A 22,062-nucleotide genomic window follows, 5' to 3' on the forward strand; every position below is an offset into this window, starting at 1 on the left:
CCCTGTGCCGCTGTCCAGTTGTGTGAGTGCGCTGACGCTTCGTCGGCGCCACAGCGTAGCGTTCGCGATCTTCGGTCCGACATCCGATTCCCCCATCGGGTTCGCGGGCAGGCAAGATGGGGGTGTGACCCTCATCGATCAGCTGCCGCGGACCGCCGACCCCGACGCCCTCTACGAATCCTTCGAGTCGTGGGCCCAGGAACGCGGTCTCACCCTCTATCCGCACCAGGAGGAGGCGCTCATCGAGGTGGTCTCCGGCGCGAACGTGATTGTGTCGACGCCCACCGGCTCGGGCAAGAGCATGATCGCGGCGGGCGCTCACTTCGCCGCCCTCGCCCGGGACGAGGTCACGTTCTACACGGCTCCGATCAAGGCGCTGGTCTCGGAGAAGTTCTTCGAGCTGTGCAAGATCTTCGGCACCGAGAACGTCGGCATGCTCACCGGTGACGCGTCCGTGAACGCCGACGCTCCGGTCATCTGCTGCACCGCCGAGGTGCTGGCGTCCATCGCGTTGCGCGACGGCAAGGACGCCGACGTCGGCCAGGTCGTCATGGACGAGTTCCACTTCTACGCGGAGGCAGACCGCGGCTGGGCCTGGCAGATCCCGATCCTGGAGCTTCCGCAGGCCCAGTTCATCCTGATGTCGGCGACGCTCGGCGACGTCTCGATGTTCGAGAAGGACCTCACCCGGCGCACCGGCCGCCCCACCGCCGTCGTCCGCTCGGCGACCCGTCCGGTGCCCCTCTCCTACGAGTACGTACTGACCCCCTTGACGGAGACGCTCACCGAACTGCTCGCCACCAAGCAGGCGCCTGTCTACATCGTGCACTTCACCCAGGCGCAGGCCGTGGAGCGAGCTCAGGCGCTGATGAGCATCAACATGTGCACGCGGGAGGAGAAGGACCAGATCGCCGAGCTGATCGGCAACTTCCGCTTCACCACCAAGTTCGGCCGCAATCTCTCGCGTTACGTGCGGCACGGCATCGGTGTGCATCACGCCGGCATGCTGCCCAAGTACCGGCGTCTGGTGGAGAAGCTGGCCCAGGCCGGTCTGCTGAAGGTCATCTGTGGCACGGACACCCTTGGCGTCGGCGTCAACGTGCCCATTCGCACCGTGCTGTTCACCGCCCTCACCAAGTACGACGGCAACCGGGTGCGGACCCTGCGGGCCCGAGAGTTCCACCAGATCGCGGGCCGTGCCGGGCGGGCGGGATTCGACACGGCGGGCTTCGTGGTCGCGCAGGCTCCCGAGCACGTCATCGAGAACGAGAAGGCGCTGGCCAAGGCGGGCGACGATCCGAAGAAGCGCCGCAAGGTGGTCCGCAAGAAGGCCCCCGAGGGGTTCGTCGGCTGGACGGAGAACACCTTCGAGAAGCTCATCGCCTCGGATCCGGAGCCGCTCACCTCCCGCTTCCGGGTCACCCACACGATGCTGTTGTCGGTGATCGCCCGGCCCGGCAACGCCTTCGAGGCGATGCGGCGGCTGCTGGAGGACAACCACGAGCCGCGCAAGCAGCAACTGCGTCACATCCGCCGCGCGATCGCCATCTACCGCTCGCTTCTCGACGGCGGCATCGTCGAGAAGCTCGACCAGCCGGACGGCGAGGGCCGCATCGTCCGTCTGACGGTCGATCTCCAGCAGGACTTCGCGCTCAACCAGCCGCTGTCCACGTTCGCGCTGGCCGCGTTCGAACTGCTGGACCCGGAGTCGCCGTCGTACGCCCTGGACATGGTGTCCGTCGTCGAATCGACACTGGACGACCCGCGCCAGATCCTCGCCGCCCAGCAGAACAAGGCGCGCGGTGAGGCCGTGGCGGCGATGAAGGCGGACGGTGTCGAGTACGAGGAGCGCATGGAGCGGCTCCAGGACATCAGCTACCCCAAGCCGCTGGAAGAGCTGCTCTTCCACGCGTACAACACGTACCGCAAGAGCCACCCCTGGGTCGGTGACCATCCGCTGTCCCCGAAGTCCGTGATCCGGGACATGTACGAACGGGCCCTCTCCTTCACGGAGTTGGTGTCCTTCTACGAACTGGCCCGCACCGAGGGCATCGTGCTGCGCTACCTCGCGAGCGCCTACAAGGCCCTCGACCACAACATCCCCGACGATCTCAAGTCCGAGGACCTTCAGGACCTCATCGAGTGGCTCGGGGAGATGGTCCGCCAGGTCGACTCCAGCCTTCTCGACGAGTGGGAGCAGCTCGCCAACCCCGAGGAGATGACGGCCGAGGAGGCCCAGGAGAAGGCCGACGAGGTCAAGCCGGTCACCTCCAACGCCCGTGCCTTCCGTGTCCTGGTCCGCAACGCCATGTTCCGCCGCGTCGAGCTCGCCGCCCTCGACCAGGTGGACGAGCTGGGCGAGATGGACGCCGAGTCGGGCTGGAACGCCGAGCGGTGGGGTGAGGCGATGGACAAGTACTGGGACGAGTACGACGAGCTGGGCACCGGTCCTGACGCCCGCGGCCCCCGGCTGCTGATGATCGAGGAGGAGCCGCGGAACGGGCTGTGGCGCGTCCGTCAGACCTTCGCGGATCCGAACGGCGATCATGATTGGGGCATCAGCGCGGAGATCGACCTCGTGGCCTCCGACGCCGAGGGACGCGCCGTCGTCAAGGTCACCGACGTCGGCCAGCTGTGAGTACTGGAGAGGCCAGCACATGACGACCAACCCCGCCGAGCGGCTCGTCGACCTGCTCGACCTGGAGCAGATCGAGGTCAACATCTTCCGCGGTCGCAGCCCGCAGGAGTCCTTGCAGCGGGTCTTCGGCGGCCAGGTGGCCGGCCAGGCCCTGGTCGCCGCCGGGCGCACCACGGAGGGCGACCGGCCGGTGCATTCGCTGCACGCGTACTTTCTGCGCCCGGGCCGCCCGGGCGTGCCGATCGTGTACCAGGTCGAGCGGGTCCGCGACGGGCGGTCCTTCACCACGCGCCGGGTCACCGCCGTGCAGCAGGGCCGCACGATCTTCAATCTGACCGCCTCCTTTCACAGGCCTGAAGAGGGGAGCTTCGAGCACCAGCTGCCGCCGGCGCGCAAGGTGCCGGACCCCGAGTCGCTGCCGACAGTGACGCAGGAGATCACCGAGCATCTGGGTGCGCTCCCCGAACAGTTGGAGCGCATGGCCCGGCGGCAGCCCTTCGACATCCGGTACGTCGATCGGCTGCGGTGGACGCCCGAGGAGGTCGAGAACGCCGAGCCGCGCAGCGCGGTGTGGATGCGGGCCGTGGGTTCCCTGGGCGACGACCCGCTCGTGCACACCTGCGCGCTGACGTATGCCAGTGACATGACCCTCCTGGACGCCGTCCGCATCCCGGTGGAGCCCCTGTGGGGACCCCGTGGCTTCGATATGGCGTCGCTGGACCACGCCATGTGGTTCCACCGGCCGTTCCGCGCGGACGAGTGGTTCCTGTACGACCAGGAGTCACCGATCGCGGTGGGCGGGCGAGGTCTGGCCCGTGGCCGCATCTACGACTTGGAGGGCCGTCTGCTGGTGTCGGTCGTCCAGGAAGGACTGTTCCGCAAGCTCGGCGCCTGACCGACGGCCGCGTAGCAAGGCCAGTCACACGGCACCGACGGCCGCACCGTGTCCGGTCGACAGGTCAGGGGTGTCTGCGCCTGAGCCAGCCGAGCAAGCCGTGTCGCTTCTCGGTGCCTGTGGTCGGCGTCGGCTGTTGTTTCGCAGAACGCCTCATGTCCGGAGGCAGCTGCGGCGCCGCCCCCGGCCGGAGGGGCCTCGGTGCGAGTCGGTGCGCTCGGGCCGCGGCGAGAGCCTGCCTGAGGTCGGCGCGCAGCCATTCGATCTCATCGGAGTCGTCCGCCGTCATGATCCTCGCGGTGAGCTGCGCGGCGGGCGAGTCGGGCGGGCCGGAGTCGGGCCGTGTGACCCGGTGACGGTTCAAGTAGGCCCGCTCGTAAGGGTCCTGGACGATCTCCGCCACCTGGACCAGGTCGAGGAGCGATGCCGGGGCGGCGGCCCTCGTCCAGGGGTCGTCGGCCTGCCGCAGCAGGAATCCGAGATGACGCCCTCGCCAGTTCTTGGGGCGCAGGTCGAGGCCGGCGTCCAGCCGAGCCCTCAGTTCCTCGGGAATGCGGCCTTTCAGCCACGGGACGTTGTTCTCGTCGGCCGCGAACTGCCGGAGTTCCTCGGCCAGGTACAGCCAGACCACGGCGCGATAGCGGTTCACATAAAACTTGACCGGCGTAACCAATCCCAGGCGTGCGAGGCGCACGAACCGTGCGGAGGTCACGTCCAGGATCTCGGCGGCTGCTGTGGAGCCCACGGTCTCGACCCGCTCCCGCAGCGCCTCCGGGAAGCCCTTCTCGGCACGGAGCCGGTCGATCTCCGTACGGGCGACGCGGCGATCCCCGCCTCCGTCATCGACGACTGTTCGTACGCACCCGAGCTGTACGGCAAGGTCGAACTCACCCCGTTTCAGGCCCAGTTCCCGCGCGGCGCGGCTCTGGGCGAAGGGGCGGCCGGTCGCCCCGGCCGGTGCCGGGACGACGGTCGGCTTGATCGACGTGGTGTGCGTGGTGGGTTGCGTGATGGTGTTGCCTGACATGGTGGTTCTCCCCCGTACGATGCTGCGTCGGCGCTGGTTCGCGCTCGCCTCGGGAAAAACCGTAGCCCGTTTGCCGGAAGTCGTGGCGGGCCTGTGGATAACTCTGCTCGCAACGACAAATCCGCAGGTCAGCGGTCCATCGCCGCCGAGTGTTCGGGGTGTCGGGCGTCCACGCCGAGGTGTTCCCCGACACGGTTGACCATCAGGGTCATCTCGTAGGCGATCTGGCCGATGTCCGCCTCCGCGGCGCTGAGCACACACAGACAGCTGCCCGGGCCGGCCGCGGTGACGAAGAGCACCGCGTCGTCGAACTCGATCATCGTCTGCCGTACATCACCGGCGCCGAAGTGGCGTCCTGAGCCCTTGGCGAGGCTGTGCAGACCGGATGAGACCGCGGCGAGGTGTTCGGCGTCCTCGCGCCTGAGGCCGGTGCTGACCGCCGTCACCAGTCCGTCGTTGGACAGCACCAGTGCGTGCCGTATGGGTTCCACGCGCTCGGTCAGGTCGTCCAACAGCCAGCCAAGTCCCGTGTTCTGTGCCATGGTTCGTACTCCCCGTTGTGTCGTTCCCCCTGGCAAGGCGGATCCGACGGTTCAGCCTTCCCCACTGCTGCCGTAGGAGCAAGCAGGATGGGGACATGGCAAAGAAGATGACCGACAAGGAATGGCGGGACTTCGTCTCATACGGGACCCGCACCGGCAAGTTGGCGACCGCCCGCGCTGATGGACGGCCCCACGTCACACCGATCTGGTTCCTGCTGGACGGTGACAACGTGGTCTTCAACACCGGCAAGAGCAGTGTGAAGGGGCGGAATCTGGCCAGGGACGGCCGGGTCGCGCTCTGTGTCGACGCCGATATTCCGCCGTACGACTTCGTGATGCTGGAGGGGCGGGCCGAACTCTCCGAGGATCTCGACGAGGTGCGGCGCTGGGCCACGCGCATCGCCGCTCGATACATGGGTGAGGAGCGGGCCGAGGAGTTCGGGGACCGCAACGGCGTTCCGGGTGAACTTCTCGTCCGGGTGCGGATAGACAAGGTACTGGCCTACTCCGGCGTGTCGGACTGACTTCAGCCCACGGAGTCGAGCAGCCGGGCGGTGTGCATCCGCCCGGCGTACTCGACGAGGCGTATCAGCACTTCCTTCCCGGAGTCGCGGTCGCGGGCGTCGCAGAGCACCACGGGAGTACCGTCGTCGAGGTCCAGTGCCCGGGACACGTCGTGGGCGCCGTACGAGCGGGCTCCCGCGAAGCAGTTGACGGCGACCACGAACGGGATGTGCCGGTGCTCGAAGTAGTCCACCGCCGGGAAGCAGTCCTGCAGTCGCCTGGTGTCCGCGAGTACGACGGCGCCCAGCGCCCCTTGTGCCAACTCGTCCCACAGGAACCAGAACCGGTCCTGTCCCGGTGTGCCGAACAGGTAGAGCGAGAGGCCGGACCGGATGGTGATACGGCCGAAGTCCATGGCCACGGTGGTGGTGACCTTCTGGTCCACCCCGTCGGTGTCGTCCACCGACGCGCCCGCCTCGCTCAGGAGTTCCTCGGTGCGCAGCGGCCTGATCTCGCTGACCGCGCCCACCAGGGTGGTCTTTCCCACGCCGAATCCGCCGGCTACAAGGATCTTCAATGCCAGGGCGCCCGTGTCTCCGTCGGTCGCGTCGGTTTGCTCGGAGGCCATCGATCAGTTCTCCCGGGAGTTTCGGCAACGATCGGCGTCAGTGGAGCTGTGCGGAGTCAGCATCATGGCAACTACCGCTTCCGCAGGGGGCGTTGGACCGCAATTTCCTGGCATCGACCGTCTCGTGCCCGTTCGGTGCCCGGTTGGAGGCGCAAGTCCGTACGGGACAGGTCCATGTCGTGGTTCATCTACAGTGCCCTGAGCCCTTCGATCACCTCGCGCAGGATCCGCTCGTCCGGCAGTTGCGCGGGCGGCACGGGGCGGCTGACGGTGACACAGCCCAGTTCCAGGAGGTCGCCGAGGAGTACCCGGACCACGCCGACGGGGAGGTCCGTGTCGGCGGCGAGTTCGGCGACCGACTGGGTTTCGGTACGGCAGAGTTCGATCAGTGCCCGGTGTTCCGGGCCGAGCGAGGTGTCGTCGAGGACGTCGGGGGCGCCGATGTCTGGGGACACCAGGGCGATCAGGTCGAAGCGGACCCCGCTCGGACCGGGCCTGGTGCGCCCGCCCGTCATCGCGTAGGGGCGGACGAGCGGCCCGGCCTCGTTGTCGTACCACTGGCTGTCCGGCGGCCGATGCGGAGCGCCCGCGCTGTCCTCGGTCATGAGCACGATCCGTTCCCGGCTCATCCGGCCACGGGCGGGCGCGCGCCCTCGCGGGGCGGCGTGTAGAGGTGCTCGCCGACGCGTTTCACGAGCCGTGCCATCTCGTACGCCACCAAGCCGATGTCGGCGGTGACGGCGGTGAGGACCGCGAGGCAGGAGCCGTCACCGGCGGCCGCCACGAACAGGAATCCGTCGTCCATCTCCACCATCGTCTGGCGGACGCCGCCGGCGCCGAAGTGGCGGCCCGCGCCCTTGGCCAGGCTGTGGAATCCGGACGCGACCGCGGCGAGGTGCTCGGCGTCCTCGCGTGCGAGGTCGCTGGAGGCGCCGACCGCAAGTCCGTCGTTGGACAGCACCACTGCGTGTCGTACTTCGTGCACACGCATCACCAAGTCGTCCAGCAGCCAGTCGAGTTCACCGGACCGTCCGGTGGCCCTGGTGCTCCGGTCCTGGATCATGCGGGATCTCCTTCGCTGCTGTCGCTGCCCGTGGCGGGGCCCTGGGTGCCACCTCGGCCGGGTGCTCTGCCGCCGCCGCGCGCCCAGCCGTCGCGGTAGGCCGCCATACGGTCACGTACGAGTTCGGGGGTGCGTTCGCCGCCCGTCCGGGGACTGGTCGTCGGCTCTCCCTCCGCAGTGCCCTGTTCGCGCAGCTGAGGAGCGAGATGCGCCTGTCGTACGCGGCGCGGCAGTTCGTCGGCGCTCTCCTGGTCCTGTGGAGGGTGGTGAGGTCGCAGGGCGGTGACGCCGGGCGGTTGTTCGGACGGGCCGTCCGCGGTGGTCTCGGCGACGGAGGCCACGGGGGCCATCAGCGCGGGCCGGTCGGCGGACTGCTCGACGGGTTCGTGTTCAGGGACGGCGGACACGCGCGCGTACTCGCGTTCCTCGGGCTGCCGCTGCGCTTCGGCGACGGCTCGGGGGGAACGTTCCGTCATGCCGCTGTGCAGAAGGGCGGTGGGCAGGAGCACCACCGCGGTGGTACCGCCGTAGGGCGAGGTCCGCAGGTGGACCTTGACGCCGTGGCGGGAGGCGAGTCGGCTCACCACGAACAGGCCGAGCCGATCGCTGTCGAACAGGTCAAGGGCCTCGGACTGCTCGATCCTGCGGTTGGCCTCGGCGAGGGTCTCCTTGCCCATGCCGAGTCCCCGGTCCTCGACCTCGATGGCGTACCCGTTGCCCACTGGTTCCCCGGTGACCCGCACGCGCGTGTGGGGCGGTGAGAACTGGGCGGCGTTCTCGACGAGTTCGGCCAGAAGGTGGGTGAGGTCGGCGACGGCCCCACCGACGATCTGTGCCTCCGGGAGTTGTCGTACCTCCACGCGCGCGTAGTCCTCGATCTCGGAGACGGCCGCGCGGACCACGTTCGTCAGGGAGACCGGCATACGCCAGGCACGGCCGGGTGCGGCTCCGGAGAGGATGATCAGGCTCTCCGCGTGGCGACGCATACGGGTGGTGAGGTGGTCGAGCCGGAAGAGGTCGCTGAGCTCGTTGGGGTCCTCGGACCTGCGTTCCATGCTGTCCAGCAGGCTCAGTTGGCGGTGGACGAGGACCTGGCTGCGGCGGGCGAGGTTGACGAAGACCCCGGAGATTCCGCTGGCCAGCTCGGCGCGCTCGACCGCCGCGCGGAGGGCGGCCCGGTGCACGGTGCCCAGGGCCTCGGCGACCTGACCGGTCTCGTCCTCGGCGGGTGGTCCCGGCGGGGCCTCGGTGTTGACGTCGATCTCCTCTCCGGCCCGCAGTTTCCGCATGGCGTGCGGGAGTTTGCGGCGGGCGATCTCCAGGGCGTCGTTGCGCAGGCTCACCAGTTCGACGACCAGGCCGCGTCCGATGCGTACGGAGATGACGAGCGAGGCGGCGACGGCGGCGAGACCGAGGAGCACCGCGGCTCCGGCCGGGGTGAGCAGGGCACGGGTGAACGGGTCGGCCCGGTCGGCGACATCGCGTCCGGCGTCGGCCTCGATGGCCCTCATGGCGTCCTGCACGCGCGCGTGTGCCGTCTGCCAGGTCGCGTCGGGCGCGGCGTGGAGCGCCCTGCTGCCGGGGTGACTCGCGAGCACCTTGTCCTCGACGGCTCGCAGATCGACGTAAGCGCTTGTCCCGGCGAGTGCACGCCAGGCGGTGCTCTCGGCTCCGCGCAGATCGGCGACGGCGGCTTCGGTCAGGGTGCGGCGGGTGTCGACGGCGCCGGTGAACAGGCGCAGCCGCTCGCCGTCGAGGGTGCCTGCGAGACGGGCAGCGGCCAAGAGCGCGTGCTCCTGGGCCAGGGCCTCGGCCGCGCGGGAGAATTCGAGCAGCACGCGCGCGTCGGAGCCCGCATCGGCGTCCTGGACGCCGGTGAGCGCGCCGCCCACGCCGAAGGCCCTGGAGATGGTCGTGGTGTAGCGCTCGTACGCCTCGCCCCATCCGGTGCGGCGGTCGAGCACCGAGGTTCGCAGTGTGCGCAGTTGTTCGGCTCCGGCGACGAAGCTCGCAAGGCGCGCGGCCACATGTGCGGGCAGGTCGGTGCCGTCGGCGACGGTGTGCCGGTCGCCCAGGCGCAGTGCGGCGACGGTCCGGTCGGTGCGCTGCGAGAGCCGGTTCAGCTCGCTCTCCCGCTCGGTGGAGGGCCTGGTGGCGTATCGCATCGCGGCCACGCGTTCGGCTTGGAGCGCGGCGACGGCGTCGGCGACCGGGGCGCGTACCGAGGCGTCCACGCGTTGCAGTTGACGGAGCCGGGCGACGTCCTGCGCGGTGGTGACGGTGGCGTGGGCCCAGAGGGCGAGCAGGGAGACGACGGGCACCATCAGCAGGCAGATGATCCTGGCTCGGACGGTGCGGGGGCGTATGTGCCATCGTCGCGCGCGCGTGGGTGGGCCGGTTTTCGGAACGGTGCCGGTCTCGTCGGGCTCGACGCGCTCGTCGGCCGGGGGTCCCGCGTGGGCGCGGCGGCCACGTACCGCGGGCTGCTGCGGCGCTTCGGCGCCGGCTGTCGGGGTCCTGCGGGGTGTACGCATGGCCTCCTCGATCGGAGTGGTTCGGGCGGGCCTTCGACGGCCGCCACGCGTGCGTGGGCGTGGCTAGTGGGCGACGGCGTTGTCGACCGGTCGCTGGGCCGACGCGGATGCCTCGCGTTCCCCGGTCGTCGGCGACAGCGCGACGAACGCCGAGGTGAGGAAGAGGTAGGACCCGAGGCCGACGGCGAGGGGGAAGATGAACTGCATCGCCGTGGCCCCGGGCAGGGCCTCGCCGGACGGGGCGACCTCCACTCGCACCGCCCACATCGCGGTGTAGTGCATGCTGCTCACCGCTCCGCCCATGACGAGGGAGGCGACGGTGACCGCGATGGGCGACTTGATGTTGAGCGCCGCCCACAGGGCCGCGGTCGCCGCGGCCACGGCGATCACGACCGAGAGCGCGACGAGGGCCGGGTCGTACGTCACGTCGCCGTGCAGTCGCACCGCGGCCATGCCCAGGTAGTGCATGCTCGCGACGCCGAGGCCGGTGGTGAGCCCGCCGAGGAGGAGCGCCCGGCCGCGGTCCCGGCTGTGGCCGACGGCGAAGACTCCGCCGCAGACGACGGCCATGGCGACGAGGAGGCTCAGGATGGTGAGCGGCACGTCGTAGCGGATCTCGGTGCCGCTGACTCCGAAGCCGAGCATCGCCACGAAGTGCATGGTCCAGATGCCGGTGCCGATCGCGGAGGCCGCGGTGACGAGCCAGTTGCGGCGGGTCCTGCCGGTGGCGTCGAGCGCACGGACGGTACAGCGGAGTCCGAGGGCGGCGCCCATGCAGGCCATGGCGTACGACAGTACGGGGGTCAGCCAGCCGAAGGTGGCGTGGTCCAGGTGTCCCATGGCTCCGGGACGCTAGTGGGGTCACAGGCGCACGACGGGGGCGCATTTCGAAAGGTGGTGGAATGTGGCGCATATGTGCGCTGGAACGATCGCCTCACGCTCGAACGTGTGCACCGCAGGCTCCCCCGTGCCGGTGAGGGATCATGCGGAGCATGAGCGACGACCACACACACGTCCAGGAGTTCTTCACCGCGCGGGCCGCCGACTGGGATGCCCGGTTCCCCGACGACGGGCCCGTGTACGCGACCGCGGTGGCCGAGCTCGGCCTGCGCGCGGGTGACCGTGTGCTCGACGCGGGGTGCGGCACGGGGAGGGCCCTGCCGCCCCTGCGCACCGCCGTGGGACCCTCCGGCGTGGTGCTGGGGGCCGATCTGACACCGGCCATGCTCGAGGCCGCCGTACGGGCCGGGCGGGACCGCGACGGGCAGTTGCTGCTCGCCGACGTGGCCCGGCTGCCGTTGTGTACGGAGTCGCTGGACGCGGTGTTCGCGGCGGGTCTCATCGCACATCTGCCAACTCCCGCCGAGAATCTGCGGGAGTTGGCACGGGTGGTCCGGCCGGGCGGCATCCTGGCGCTCTTCCACCCGATCGGCCGGGCGGCGCTCGCGGCGCGCCACGGGCGGCAGATCACCCCGGACGACCTGCGTGCGGAGGCGAACCTCGGTCCCCTGCTCGCCGGTTCGGGCTGGCGTATGACGTCGTACGTCGACGAGGACACCCGTTTCCTCGTGCTGGCCGAGCGCGTCGGCTGAGCCCCGGACCATCGCCGAGCCGGCGCCGGGCACGGTCTTGAACCTGTCGTTCGAAGCGCTTCACGACGCCGACCCTCTTCTGTCGTCGCAGCTCCATCTCTACGTTGAGTAGGAACATGTGAACGATCTGTGATATCGACTCGGGGGGAAGGTAGCCAACATGCTCGGCAGGCTCCGCAAGTCCTTCGGCAGATTCCGCACCTCGATGCGCGCGGAGACGACCGCGCGGGAAGCGAAGCGCACGCACAACCTGTTCGAGGCGGCCGCCGTCTACATCTCGGCGTACGCCGAGGACGATCAGGACCAGATCGACGAAGCCGTGACCTGGGTGTCGCCCGAGGCACTGTCGTTCGGGGTGAGCGAGCTGGCGTGCCGGGCGGTCATCGCGCTGGCGCGCGAGCGCGACGAGTCGCCGCAGACGGTGGCGCGGTCACTTCTGGGGCTGCCCGCAGCCTGAACGAGTGAGGTCGCCGGTCGATTCGCCCCTGTCCACCCGGATAACTGCAGCTCCGCATGGGATTCCGGCCCGTGACAAGCGCCCGCCGGGCGCATTAGGGTGCGCCGACGGGCGAGCGAGAGCGAGGGGAGACCGGGATGGCCGGGACGGACGACGACGCCGTCACCGCGGGGGACGACGACGCGCTGTATGTCCTGACGGCGGTACTGCTCACGCCCGCGAACTTCCCGAGCGTACTGGGCGACGACTATCCGGAGGCCTGCGCGGCGCTCGACCTCGCGCCGCTCGCCGACGGATACGGAATCGTCCTGGGCCAGGACGGCGACGGTGCCCGGTGGACGGTGGCGGTCGACGACGTGTCACTGGTCGCCGTGGCCATCGCGTCGTGGGACTGCGGCATGGAGTACGACCTCTCGCCCGACGAGGACTCGGTCGTGGCCGCGCTTCCCGGCTGGCCGCTCGCGGTCGCCGTCGCGGCTCCTGGCGTGCCCGCTCCGCACGATCCCGATCCGGAGGTCTCGGACCGGCCGCCGCTGAGCCCGCCGGACACCGATACCTGGGGCCCCGCCCAGCGGCGTCTGGGAGCGGATGAGATCGCGCTGCAGTGGAGCATGTGGCGGGAACAGATCGACGACGCCGCGTTCGCCGGAGGGGGCGGTGCGGGAGAGGCCGGGACCGGAGAAGCGGCCGAGGCCGTGGAGGCGGCAGACAGCGGGGACGACCAGGGCACCGTTCGCACGGGCATCCGCCGGGTTCTCGCGGAGGCACGCGCGTACGTGGAGTCGCCGCCGCCCCTGGGACGGGTCCGCTCGTCGTTCGCACCGGGCGACGCCCGCACGCTCCGTGCCGACGGCCCCGGCTGGTCGATGGTGGCCAGGACCGACGACATCGCGTTCATCCTTCTCGACGAGGAGCCCGGAGAAGTGCTCCCGGTGGGCCGGGGCGAGGAACTGCCGCGCCTCCTGGAGTCCCTCGACAAGATCGCGGTACGCCCCAACTGAGCCCAGGCGCATCACTGAGCGCTGCACCGCAACGGCCTGGTGTCACCGGCGCGCACCAGCGGGCCGGTGACACATCTCAGCGACCGAGCTCCTTACGGCTGACCCTGCGGAGCCTGCGCCGCTGCGAGGGGTCCAGCATGAGGTACGCGGCCGTGGGGATCCCCAGGACTATCAGGAGATTGGCCCAGAAGGGGAAGGGCAGCAGGATCAGCAGGACGATCCCGATTGCCACACCCCCTGCGACGATCTTCGTGCTTTTCGACATCTCCGTCGCCTCCTTTGCGGCCATCGCCGCTCTCTGTCCTGAAAACGGGTTCGAGCTCCCCGCGGTTCCGGACCACGCCCCTGACGTAACCCTGAGTACGACCCCGGCGCAACCCTGAGATGCCCTTGCCTGCCCGCCGGAGAGTGACCCAAGTCACCTCCCGTCATTCCTGCCGGACGTTTGAAGTGATGTAACCTCGGCGATCCTGTCTGCGGTAGTCAAATTTGAGGAGTCCGGTATCTCTGTGCCCATACATCTCGCGGCAACCCCTTCCGAAGCAGCGATCATCCCCTCTGAAGTCTCCGAGCTGACCCGCTGCCAGGCCGTTTTCATGGCCGAGGAGCCGGCCCGCACCGGCCGTGTCGTCTTCTGGCGGCCGGACGGCACGACACCGCCCCTGGTGGCGCCCGGCTCCGCCGAGGAGACGGCGGTCGTCCTGCCGGGAACCGAGGGTGTCGAACTGGTGAGGGTGCCCGCCGTGTCCCTCCCCGTGCACGCCGCTCTGCCCGTGCTCACACGCGCGCGTGCCGCCACGGGAACCCACCGGTCGACCGCGTTCTGGGGCGCGGCCGCCGTATTGGCGCTCCAACTCGCCGCGCGGGGGCTGCTGTTGCCCGGAGTGACCGCGAGCGGCCATGACGCCTGGCGGGTCGGCCCGCTGCGGGCCGAGGACCTGGAACGGGTCCGTGCGCTGGCGGCAGCGATGCCGCCCGAGGCGCACGCGGTGCCCCTGGACCACAGTGTGCCGCTGCGTCTGCCGGATCCGGAGCGACTGGTGCGCGGGTTCCTCGACGCGGTCGCCGACTCGCTGCCCCGCTCCCCCGCCGCGGCTCTCGTGGTGGGCGGCCCGGCCTTCGCGGTGCCCGAACCACAGCACGTGCCCGAACAGCGCGCCTGGGCCGCCGATGTCGCCGCCGGGCACGACGCGGGGGTCCGCCTCTCGCTGCGCCTGGAGATCCCCGGGCTCGCGTCGGCAACGTCGGACGAGACACGGTTGCCGTTCCGTGCCGTCCTGCAGGTGCACAGTGTGAGCGACCCGGCGCTGGTCGCGGACGCCTCCGCCGTGTGGGCCGGCGCCGAGGCCTTCGGCTCGCGCGCGCAGATGGACGCCCTGGTCGCGCTGCGCCGCGCGGCCCGTGCCTGGACCCCGCTCACCCCGCTGCTCTCGGCCGCCGTGCCGGACACCGTGGAACTCGCCGACGAGGAGATCACCGAACTGCTCCGCGAGGGCACCCGCATGCTCGCGGGCGCCGGTGTCGACGTGCACTGGCCCAAGGAACTGGCGCGCAAGCTGACCGCCCGCGCGGTTATCGGCCCGCCGGACGACGAGCGGGGCCCGGACAAGGCCGCGTCGGACACTCCGTCGTTCCTGTCCGCCGACGCGCTGCTCGCCTTCGACTGGTGGTTCGCGCTGGGCGAGCAGCGGCTCACCCGTCAGGAGCTGGACCTGCTCGCGGAGGCGAACCGCCCGATGGTGCGGCTGCGCGACCAGTGGGTCCTGGTGGACCCGGAGGAGATCCGCCGCGCCCGTACGCAGCAGGACCACAAGGTGTCGCCCGTCGAAGCGCTCAGTGCCGCTCTGACGGGCTCCACTGAGGTCGACGGGCAGATGGTCGACGTACGGCCCACGGGGTGGCTGGCGACGCTGCGGGAGCGGCTGTCGGACCCCGAGGGGCAGGAGCCGGTCGGGCAGCCGTCCGGGCTCGCCGCGACGCTGCGGGACTACCAGCTGCGCGGCCTCAACTGGCTGGCCCGGATGACCTCCCTGGGGCTGGGCGGCTGCCTGGCCGACGACATGGGTCTGGGCAAGACGGTCACCCTGATCGCCCTGCATCTGCATCGGCAGTCCGACGTCTCGTCCGCCGGCCCCACCCTCGTGGTCTGTCCGGCCTCGCTGATGGGCAACTGGCAGCGCGAGATCGAGAAGTTCGCGCCCGGCATCGCGGTGCGTCGCTTCCACGGGTCCCGGCGCGGCCTGGAGGGGCTCGCCGACGGGGAGTTCGTCCTCACCACGTACGGCACGATGCGGCTCGATGCCCCACGGCTCGCCGATGTGCCGTGGGGCATGGTCGTCGCGGACGAGGCCCAGCACGTGAAGAACCCCTACTCGGCAACGGCGAAGGAACTGCGCACGATCGGGGCACGCGCGCGTGTGGCGCTCACCGGCACTCCGGTGGAGAACAACCTGTCCGAGCTGTGGGCGATCCTCGACTGGACCACTCCGGGCCTGCTCGGCCGACTCGGCACATTCCGCACCCGGTACGCGCAGGCCGTCGAGGGCAGTCGGGATCCCGCGGCGGCGGAGCGGCTCGCCCGTCTCGTCCGGCCGTTCCTGTTGCGCCGCCGCAAGGTGGATCCGGGCATCGCGCCGGAACTCCCGCCGAAGACCGAGACCGACCGAGCCGTGTCGCTCACCAGGGAACAGGTCGGCCTGTACGAGGCGTTGGTCCGCGAGACGACGGCGGAGATCGCCGCGGCCGACGGCATGGAGCGGCGCGGACTGATCGTGAAGCTGCTGACCGGGCTCAAACAGATCTGCAACCACCCGGCGCAGTTCCTCAAGGAGGACCGCCCCCGGATCCCCGGTAGATCGGGGAAGTTGGAGCTGCTGGACGAACTGCTGGACACCATCCTCTCCGAGGGGGCGAGTGTTCTGGTGTTCACGCAGTACGTTCGGATGGCGCGGCTCCTGGAACGGCATCTCGCGGCGCGTGGTGTGCCGACCCGGTTCCTGCACGGCGGGACCCCGATCCCCGAGCGCGAGGCGATGGTCGAACGCTTCCAGGAAGGCGAAGTGCCCGTCTTCCTGCTGTCGTTGAAGGCCGCCGGCACCGGCCTGAACCTGACGCGGGCCGAGCATGTCGTGCACTACGACCGCTGGTGGAATCCGGCCGTCGAGTCGCAGGCCACCGACCGGGCGTACCGCATCGGACAGACACGGCCGGTTCAGGTGCACCGGCTGATCACGGAGGGGACGATCGAGGACCGCATCGCGGACATGCTGGCGCGCAAGCGGGAGTTGGCCGAGGCCGTGCTCGGCTCCGGCGACGCGGCGCTCACCGAGCTGTCCGACGCCGAACTGGCCGATCTGGTGGAGTTGCGAGGGGGCGCACGATGACGGAACACCACGAGCACGACGAGGAACGCACATTCGCGGCACTGGCGCCCGTGCGCGGGCGGGGTTTCGCGCAGACGTGGTGGGGCCAGGCCTGGTTGAAGGCCCTGGAGGACGCCGCGCTGGACTCGGAGCAGGTGAAGGCGGGACGCCGGCTCGCGCGCGCGGGAGCCGTGGGCGGCGTGTCCGTGCGCCCCGGTCGGGTGACGGCGGTCGTCCAGGACCGCGACGGCACCGCCCATCGCGCCGACGTCCTGCTCCAGGAACTGTCCGAGGACCACTGGGACCGCTTCCTGGACATGGCCGTCGAACGTGCCGGTCACATCGCCGCCCTGCTCGACCGGGAAATGCCACCGCATCTGGTCGAGGACGCCGCGACGGCCGGAGTCGAGCTCCTGCCCGGGCTCGGCGATCTGGAGGCCGAGTGCGACTGCGGCGCCTGGGACCACTGCGGGCACACAGCGGCGCTCTGCTACCAGGTGGCGAGGCTGCTGGACCAGGATCCGTTCCTCCTGCTGCTGATGCGGGGGCGCGGCGAGCGCAAGCTCCTGGACGAGCTCCAGGTGCGCAGCATCGCCCCCGCGGCGGCAGAGCAGGGGGCGCCGGATGCCGTCCAGGACGGTTTGGACGCCGCCGAGGCGTACATGGCAGGCGACATCCTTCCGCCGCTCCCGGATCCGCCCCAGTTGCCCGCGGAGCCCGGTCTGCCGCCTTCCTTGGACACGGAGGTCCCGCCCGCGCCCGGAGTGGACCCGGTCGCGCTCGGCTTCCTGGCGGCGCGGACCGCCCGGGAGGCCCACCGAATGCTGGCCGAGGCCCTGAGTCCCGGTCACGAACAACAGGCCCTGGACGACGAGCTGACGCTCCACCAGGACGCGGTGCGCCTGGCCGCCGGTGATCCGGAACCAGGCGTCGCGGTACGGCTGGCCCGCGGGTCCGAGCGTGACCGAGAGGGACTGGCGCTCGCCGTCCGCGCCTGGCGGTACGGCGGTGTGGCGGGACTCGCCGTGCTCGACGAGGAGTGGCACGTACCGGCGGAGTCGCTCGCACGCGCGCGTGCCGCCCTGCATGCCGCCTGGGACGAGGACGAGCGGCCTCGGCTGCGCTCCACGTACAACCGCTGGACCGTGGTCGACGGCACGGCCCAGCTGCGGCTGGGCCGCGACGGCCGCTGGTGGCCCTATCGCAGGGAACGGGGCCGCTGGGCGCCGGCCGGCCCCGCGGCCCAGGATCCGGCGACGGCTCTGGCATCGGTCGGCGCCGACGCCTGAGTGCCGGTCAGGGCGAACCGCATGCCGTGCACGGGCGTGATCCATAGTTGCTCTCGCCCGGTGACCCCTCGTCCCCGATGGCCACCAGTACGACTGCCGCGACGGCGCCAGGGCGATGATCACGGCGAGCAGGATGAACAGGACGTTCCGGCGCCCGCCGGTAGCTGAGTCTCGGGGGGCGTGTGCATCCCCCGCCGGGGTCACCGCCGACGGTGTGCAGTCCGGCGGCCGAGGGGGCTGGGACGGTATCAGCTGCATGCCGTACGAGTAGAGGCCCCTACCGCATCGGCGGAAGGGGCCTCCCACGCGCGCGTGTCAGCCGCGTGCGCCCAGCAGGTGGTCCATCGCCAGCTGGTCGAGCTGCTCGAAGGCCATGCCGCGCGCGGCGGCGGCCTCGGCGTCGAAGTCCTCGAAGGCCGTACGGTCCGCGAGCAGCGCCTTCAGGCCGTCGGCGGCCGTCGGCTGGGCCAGCTGGTCCAGACGCGCGGCGCGCAGGGCCTCTTGGACCTCGGGGTCGGCGCGGAAGGCGGTAGCGCGCTCCTTCAGGATGAGGTAGTTGCGCATGCAGCCCGCGGCGGACGCCCACACACCGTCGAGGTCCTCGGTGCGCGGCGGCTTGAAGTCGAAGTGTTTCGGGCCCGCGTAGCCGGCGCTCTCCAGCAGGTCCACCAGCCAGAAGGCCGAGCGCAGGTCGCCCGCGCCGAAGCGGAGGTCCTGGTCGTACTTGATGCCGGACTGGCCGTTGAGGTCGATGTGGAAGAGCTTGCCCGCCCAGAGGGCCTGGGCGATGCCGTGCGGGAAGTTCAGTCCGGCCATCTGCTCATGGCCGACCTCCGGGTTGACGCCGTACAGCTCCGGGCGCTCCAGGCGCTCGATGAAGGCGAGGGCGTGGCCGACAGTGGGCAGCAGGATGTCGCCACGCGGCTCGTTCGGCTTGGGCTCGATGGCGAACTTCAGGTCGTAGCCCTGTGAGGTCACGTACTCGCCGAGGAGGTCGAAGGCCTCCTTCATCCGGTCGAGCGCGACGCGCACGTCCTTGGCGGCGCCGGACTCGGCGCCCTCGCGGCCACCCCAGGCGACGTAGATCTTGGCGCCGAGCTCGACCGCCAGGTCGATGTTGCGGATCGTCTTGCGCAGTGCGTAGCGGCGTACGTCGCGGTCGTTGGCGGTGAACGCGCCGTCCTTGAAGACGGGGTGCGTGAACAGGTTGGTGGTGGCCATCGGGACCGTCATGCCGGTCGAATCGAGGGCCTCGCGGAAGCGCTTGATGTGCGCCTCGCGCTCGCTGTCCGAGGACCCGAAGGGGATCAGGTCGTCATCGTGGAAGGTCACTCCGTAGGCGCCCAGTTCCGCCAGACGCTGCACCGTCTCGACCGGGTCGAGGGCGCGCCGGGTGGCGTCGCCGAACGGGTCCCTTCCCTGCCAGCCGACGGTCCACAGGCCGAAGGTGAACCTGTCCTCGGGGGTGGGCTGGTAGTTCATGCCGCGGCTCCTTGCGCTCCGACTATTTCGTCATGGCGATTTACAAATTAGTATGCGGACGCGTCTCTGGGAAGACAAGATGTCGCAGGACGGAGGCGTCAGCCGCGCCAGCGGCAGTCATGAGCCGCGTGAGAGGGAGAGCCCGATGTCAGCAGCCGAGGGTCCGCTCGTCGTCGGTGTGGACTCGTCCACACAGTCCACCAAGGCCCTGGTCGTCGACGTGTCGACCGGACGGGTGGTGGCGAGTGGGCAGGCGCCGCACACCGTGTCCTCCGGGGCGGGCCGTGAGAGTGATCCGCGCCAGTGGTGGGACGCGTTGTGCGAGGCGCTGAGCCAGTGCGGGAATGCGGCACGCGAGGCCGCGGCGGTGTCGATCGGCGGCCAGCAGCACGGCCTCGTCGCCCTCGACGCCCAGGGCGAGCCGGTCCGCCCGGCCCTGCTGTGGAACGACGTGCGCTCGGCGCCGCAGGCGAGCCGCCTGGTCGAGGAGCTGGGCGGCGCCAAGGCCTGGGCCGAGCGTGCCGGAAGCGTGCCAGGGCCGTCGTTCACCGTGACGAAGTGGGCCTGGCTGGCCGAGAACGAGCCCGAGGCGGTCCGGGCCACCGCCGCCGTACGACTCCCGCACGACTACCTGACCGAGCGCCTGACGGGCCAGGGCACGACCGACCGCGGAGACGCCTCCGGAACCGGCTGGTGGGCGTCGGCGACCGAGGCGTACGACGAGGAGGTCCTCGCTCACGTGGGGCTTGACCCGACGTTGCTGCCCCGCGTCGTCCGGCCGGGCGAGGTGGCCGGGACCGTGCGGGACGCCCACGACCTGCCGTTCTCCAAGGGCACCCTGGTCGCTCCCGGTACCGGTGACAACGCGGCCGCCGCGCTGGGGCTCGGGCTGCGGCCCGGCACCCCGGTGCTGAGCCTCGGCACCTCCGGCACGGTGTACGCCGTCTCCAAGCATCGCCCCGCCGACCCGACCGGCACGGTGGCGGGCTTCGCCGACGCGCACGGGGACTGGCTTCCGCTGGCCTGCACCCTGAACTGCACCCAGGCCGTCGACCGCGTCGCCGCCCTGCTGGGCCTGGACCGCGAGGCCGTGGAGCCCGGCACGGGCGTCACCCTGCTCCCCTACCTGGACGGCGAACGCACCCCGAACCTGCCGAACGCCTCGGGCCTGCTGCACGGGCTGCGACACGACACGACCGGCGGTCAACTGCTCCAGGCCGCGTACGACGGCGCTGTCCACTCCCTGCTCGGCGCCCTCGACCTGGTGCTGGACGCGGACGCGGACACCTCCGCGCCGCTGCTGCTCATCGGCGGTGGCGCGCGGGGCACGGCCTGGCAGCAGACCGTACGGCGGCTGTCAGGGCGCGCCGTGCAGGTCCCCGAGGCCAAGGAACTGGTTGCGCTGGGCGCCGCCGCACAGGCCGCGGGGCTGCTCACCGGCGAGGACCCGGCCGCGGTCGCCCGCCGCTGGGACACCGCCCGTGGGCCGGTGCTGGACGCCGTGGAGCGGGACGAGGAGACGCTGGCCAGGATCAGCGGGGTACTCTCCGACGCGGCTCCGCTGCTGGAGCGCGGGCCCGGCGGGCGCTGACAAGGGAAAGGGGTGTCCGACGTGGGGAAAGCCGGTTCCGGCATGATCTACGGGACACCCGCCAGGACACGCCGACGGGAACCGAGGGAGGAATGAGCGCACCGCTGCACGAGGCGCATCCGAGCAGTCCCGGGCGCGGGCTGCCCGACACCCAGCAGGGGATGCGCCGCCGCAACCTCTCCCGGGTGATGCACACCCTCAACACCGAGGGGCCGCTGTCGCGTGCCGCGGTCGCCTCGCACATCGGTCTGACCCGGGCCGCCGTGTCGACGCTCGTGGACGAGCTGATCCGCTCGGGGCTCCTGGAGGAGCTGGGTCCCGAGCGGCCCGGACGGGTCGGGCGGCCCGGCTCGGCGCTCGCTCTCAGCGGACGCGGTCCCGCCGGTATCGGCGCGGAGATCGGCGTCGACCATCTCGCGGTCTGTGCCGTGGACCTGCGCGGTGAGGTACGGGCGCGGGCGGTGCGGCACGGCACCAACCGCGGCCGGTCGCCCGAGCCGGTCATCCACGAGCTGACCGCGCTCGTGCGGAGGGTCGTCGCCGAGGCGGAAGGCGAGGGTCTGTGGCCGGCGGGCCTCGCGGTCGCCGTGCCCGGACTCGTGGCGAGCGACGCCCGGACCGTGGTCCGCACCCCCAACCTCGACTGGCACGACACCGACCTCGGCACCCTGTTGCCGGGCGATCTGCCGCTGACGGTGGACAACGAGGCCAACTTCGGCGGCCTCGCCGAACTCTGGCTCGGCGACGGGGCGCCGTCCGACTTCCTGCACGTCTCCGCGGAGATCGGCATCGGTGGCGCGGTGGTCGTGGACGGCCGACTGCTCCGCGGAACCCGTGGTTTCGCGGGCGAGTTGGGCCATGTGCCCGTGCGTCCGGAGGGGCCCGCATGCGCCTGCGGTGGGCGTGGCTGTCTGGAGCAGTACGCCGGTGAGGAGGCCGTGTTCCGGGCGGCCGGGCTGGAACCGGGCGAGGACCGTGTCGAGTTGCTCGCCGAGCGGGCCGCCGCCGGTGACAAGGACGTACGCCGGGCGCTGCGCGATGCCGGCACCGCGCTCGGCATCGCGCTGACCGGCGCGGTCAATCTGCTGGATCCCGAGACCGTGGTGTTGGGCGGCGCGTTGGCCGGTCTCGCGCCCTGGCTGCTTCCGTCACTGGAACGGGAGTTGGCCCGGCGCACGGCCGGACCCGCGTGCGCGGTGACCGTGTCGCGGCTGGGCTCCGAGGGGCCGCTGCTGGGGGCGGCGCATTCGGTGGTGCGGGCGGTGCTGGACGATCCGGCGACGGTCGGGATACGGCCGTAGCCGGGAGAGCCGACTTCTCAACTCACCGGCCTGCCCGGTACTTACCTCTTGTGGGTGACGAAGTTATCCACAATGGGCTGGCTTTCCACTGTTTTCCACACGCTCCGACAGCTCGACCGGCATTCGCCGTACGGTGATTCACGTGAGGCGCAGCCA

At 70.9% G+C, this 22,062-nt stretch carries 19 protein-coding genes; 10 read left to right on the forward strand and 9 right to left on the reverse strand.

All coding sequences use genetic code 11. The features are described 5' to 3' along the window. The first annotated feature begins 124 nt into the window (after positions 1–124). Together CES90_RS39485 and CES90_RS39490 are read left to right on the forward strand one after the other, a co-directional pair. Positions 125–2,638: a DEAD/DEAH box helicase gene (locus CES90_RS39485; RefSeq protein ID WP_189783456.1), complete on the forward strand. Its 2,514-nt coding sequence runs from the start codon at positions 125–127 to the stop codon at positions 2,636–2,638. A 19-nt stretch (positions 2,639–2,657) separates the two neighbouring features. After that, entirely contained in the window at positions 2,658–3,533 is an 876-nt protein-coding gene (locus CES90_RS39490; RefSeq protein WP_189783455.1) for an acyl-CoA thioesterase, read from the forward strand. Positions 3,534–3,597: 64 nt separating this feature from the next. On the opposite strand, the gene CES90_RS39495 is transcribed toward CES90_RS39490, so the two are convergent. Together CES90_RS39495 and CES90_RS39500 are read right to left on the reverse strand one after the other, a co-directional pair. Continuing rightward, the gene (locus CES90_RS39495; protein ID WP_189783454.1) at positions 3,598–4,560 is read right to left on the reverse strand and encodes a DUF6397 family protein; all 963 of its coding nucleotides are present in this window, start codon (positions 4,558–4,560) and stop codon (positions 3,598–3,600) included. A 128-nt stretch (positions 4,561–4,688) separates the two neighbouring features. Beyond that, a complete protein-coding gene (locus tag CES90_RS39500; RefSeq protein WP_149823118.1) occupies positions 4,689–5,102 on the reverse strand; it encodes a roadblock/LC7 domain-containing protein in 414 nt (137 codons plus the stop codon). Positions 5,103–5,197: 95 nt separating this feature from the next. On the opposite strand from CES90_RS39500, the gene CES90_RS39505 reads away from it, so the two are divergent. Continuing rightward, positions 5,198–5,626 carry a PPOX class F420-dependent oxidoreductase gene (locus CES90_RS39505; protein WP_189783453.1) on the forward strand — a complete coding sequence of 143 codons (429 nt, stop codon included), beginning with the start codon at positions 5,198–5,200 and terminating at the stop codon, positions 5,624–5,626. 2 nt (positions 5,627–5,628) lie between these two features. Here the strand turns inward: CES90_RS39505 and CES90_RS39510 are convergent, their stop codons facing one another. From CES90_RS39510 to CES90_RS39530, 5 genes are all read right to left on the reverse strand, one after another. Then, positions 5,629–6,234, reverse strand: coding sequence for a GTP-binding protein (locus CES90_RS39510; protein ID WP_189783452.1), 606 nt, complete (start codon positions 6,232–6,234; stop codon positions 5,629–5,631). A gap of 188 nt (positions 6,235–6,422) precedes the next feature. Next, entirely contained in the window at positions 6,423–6,839 is a 417-nt protein-coding gene (locus CES90_RS39515) for a DUF742 domain-containing protein (RefSeq protein ID WP_189783451.1), read from the reverse strand. 20 nt (positions 6,840–6,859) lie between these two features. Beyond that, complete coding sequence (locus CES90_RS39520; protein WP_189783450.1) at positions 6,860–7,297, reverse strand: roadblock/LC7 domain-containing protein; 438 nt, start codon at positions 7,295–7,297, stop codon at positions 6,860–6,862. Then, positions 7,294–9,831, reverse strand: coding sequence for a sensor histidine kinase (locus tag CES90_RS39525; protein ID WP_189783449.1), 2,538 nt, complete (start codon positions 9,829–9,831; stop codon positions 7,294–7,296). Before CES90_RS39525 ends, CES90_RS39520 begins: the two co-directional genes overlap by 4 nt. 63 nt (positions 9,832–9,894) lie before the next feature. Then, positions 9,895–10,671, reverse strand: coding sequence for an MHYT domain-containing protein (locus CES90_RS39530; RefSeq protein ID WP_189783448.1), 777 nt, complete (start codon positions 10,669–10,671; stop codon positions 9,895–9,897). Between the two features lie 152 nt (positions 10,672–10,823). Between CES90_RS39530 and CES90_RS39535 the strand changes: the two genes are divergently transcribed. The 3 genes from CES90_RS39535 to CES90_RS39545 all read left to right on the forward strand — a co-directional run bounded on the left by CES90_RS39535 (position 10,824) and on the right by CES90_RS39545 (position 12,881). Then, positions 10,824–11,423, forward strand: a complete 600-nt coding sequence (locus tag CES90_RS39535; protein WP_189783447.1) for a class I SAM-dependent methyltransferase — start codon at positions 10,824–10,826, stop codon at positions 11,421–11,423. Positions 11,424–11,583: 160 nt separating this feature from the next. Next, positions 11,584–11,880, forward strand: a complete 297-nt coding sequence (locus CES90_RS39540; protein WP_189783446.1) for a hypothetical protein — start codon at positions 11,584–11,586, stop codon at positions 11,878–11,880. Positions 11,881–12,017: 137 nt separating this feature from the next. Then, positions 12,018–12,881 (forward strand): hypothetical protein, encoded by an 864-nt coding sequence (locus tag CES90_RS39545; RefSeq protein ID WP_189783445.1) that lies wholly within the window; start codon positions 12,018–12,020, stop codon positions 12,879–12,881. 76 nt (positions 12,882–12,957) lie between these two features. On the opposite strand, the gene CES90_RS39550 is transcribed toward CES90_RS39545, so the two are convergent. After that, positions 12,958–13,170: a hypothetical protein gene (locus tag CES90_RS39550; protein WP_189783444.1), complete on the reverse strand. Its 213-nt coding sequence runs from the start codon at positions 13,168–13,170 to the stop codon at positions 12,958–12,960. A 307-nt stretch (positions 13,171–13,477) separates the two neighbouring features. Between CES90_RS39550 and CES90_RS39555 the strand changes: the two genes are divergently transcribed. Together CES90_RS39555 and CES90_RS39560 are read left to right on the forward strand one after the other, a co-directional pair. Beyond that, a complete protein-coding gene (locus CES90_RS39555; protein WP_229913890.1) occupies positions 13,478–16,264 on the forward strand; it encodes a DEAD/DEAH box helicase in 2,787 nt (928 codons plus the stop codon). Next, positions 16,261–17,532 (forward strand): SWIM zinc finger family protein, encoded by a 1,272-nt coding sequence (locus CES90_RS39560; protein WP_189783442.1) that lies wholly within the window; start codon positions 16,261–16,263, stop codon positions 17,530–17,532. The genes CES90_RS39555 and CES90_RS39560 overlap by 4 nt, the downstream gene beginning before the upstream one ends. A gap of 315 nt (positions 17,533–17,847) precedes the next feature. Here CES90_RS39560 and xylA read toward each other — a convergent pair whose 3' ends face one another. Next, the gene (gene xylA / locus CES90_RS39565; RefSeq protein ID WP_189783441.1) at positions 17,848–19,014 is read right to left on the reverse strand and encodes a xylose isomerase; all 1,167 of its coding nucleotides are present in this window, start codon (positions 19,012–19,014) and stop codon (positions 17,848–17,850) included. Positions 19,015–19,159: 145 nt separating this feature from the next. Here xylA and xylB point away from each other — a divergent pair, with 145 nt between their 5' ends. Together xylB and CES90_RS39575 are read left to right on the forward strand one after the other, a co-directional pair. Beyond that, complete coding sequence (gene xylB / locus CES90_RS39570; RefSeq protein ID WP_189783440.1) at positions 19,160–20,605, forward strand: xylulokinase; 1,446 nt, start codon at positions 19,160–19,162, stop codon at positions 20,603–20,605. A gap of 92 nt (positions 20,606–20,697) precedes the next feature. Further along, entirely contained in the window at positions 20,698–21,906 is a 1,209-nt protein-coding gene (locus CES90_RS39575; protein WP_189783439.1) for an ROK family transcriptional regulator, read from the forward strand. The last annotated feature ends 156 nt before the right edge of the window (positions 21,907–22,062 follow it).

Origin of the sequence: Streptomyces capitiformicae (assembly GCF_002214185.1) — a bacterium.
GTDB classification, from domain to species: domain Bacteria; phylum Actinomycetota; class Actinomycetes; order Streptomycetales; family Streptomycetaceae; genus Streptomyces; species Streptomyces capitiformicae.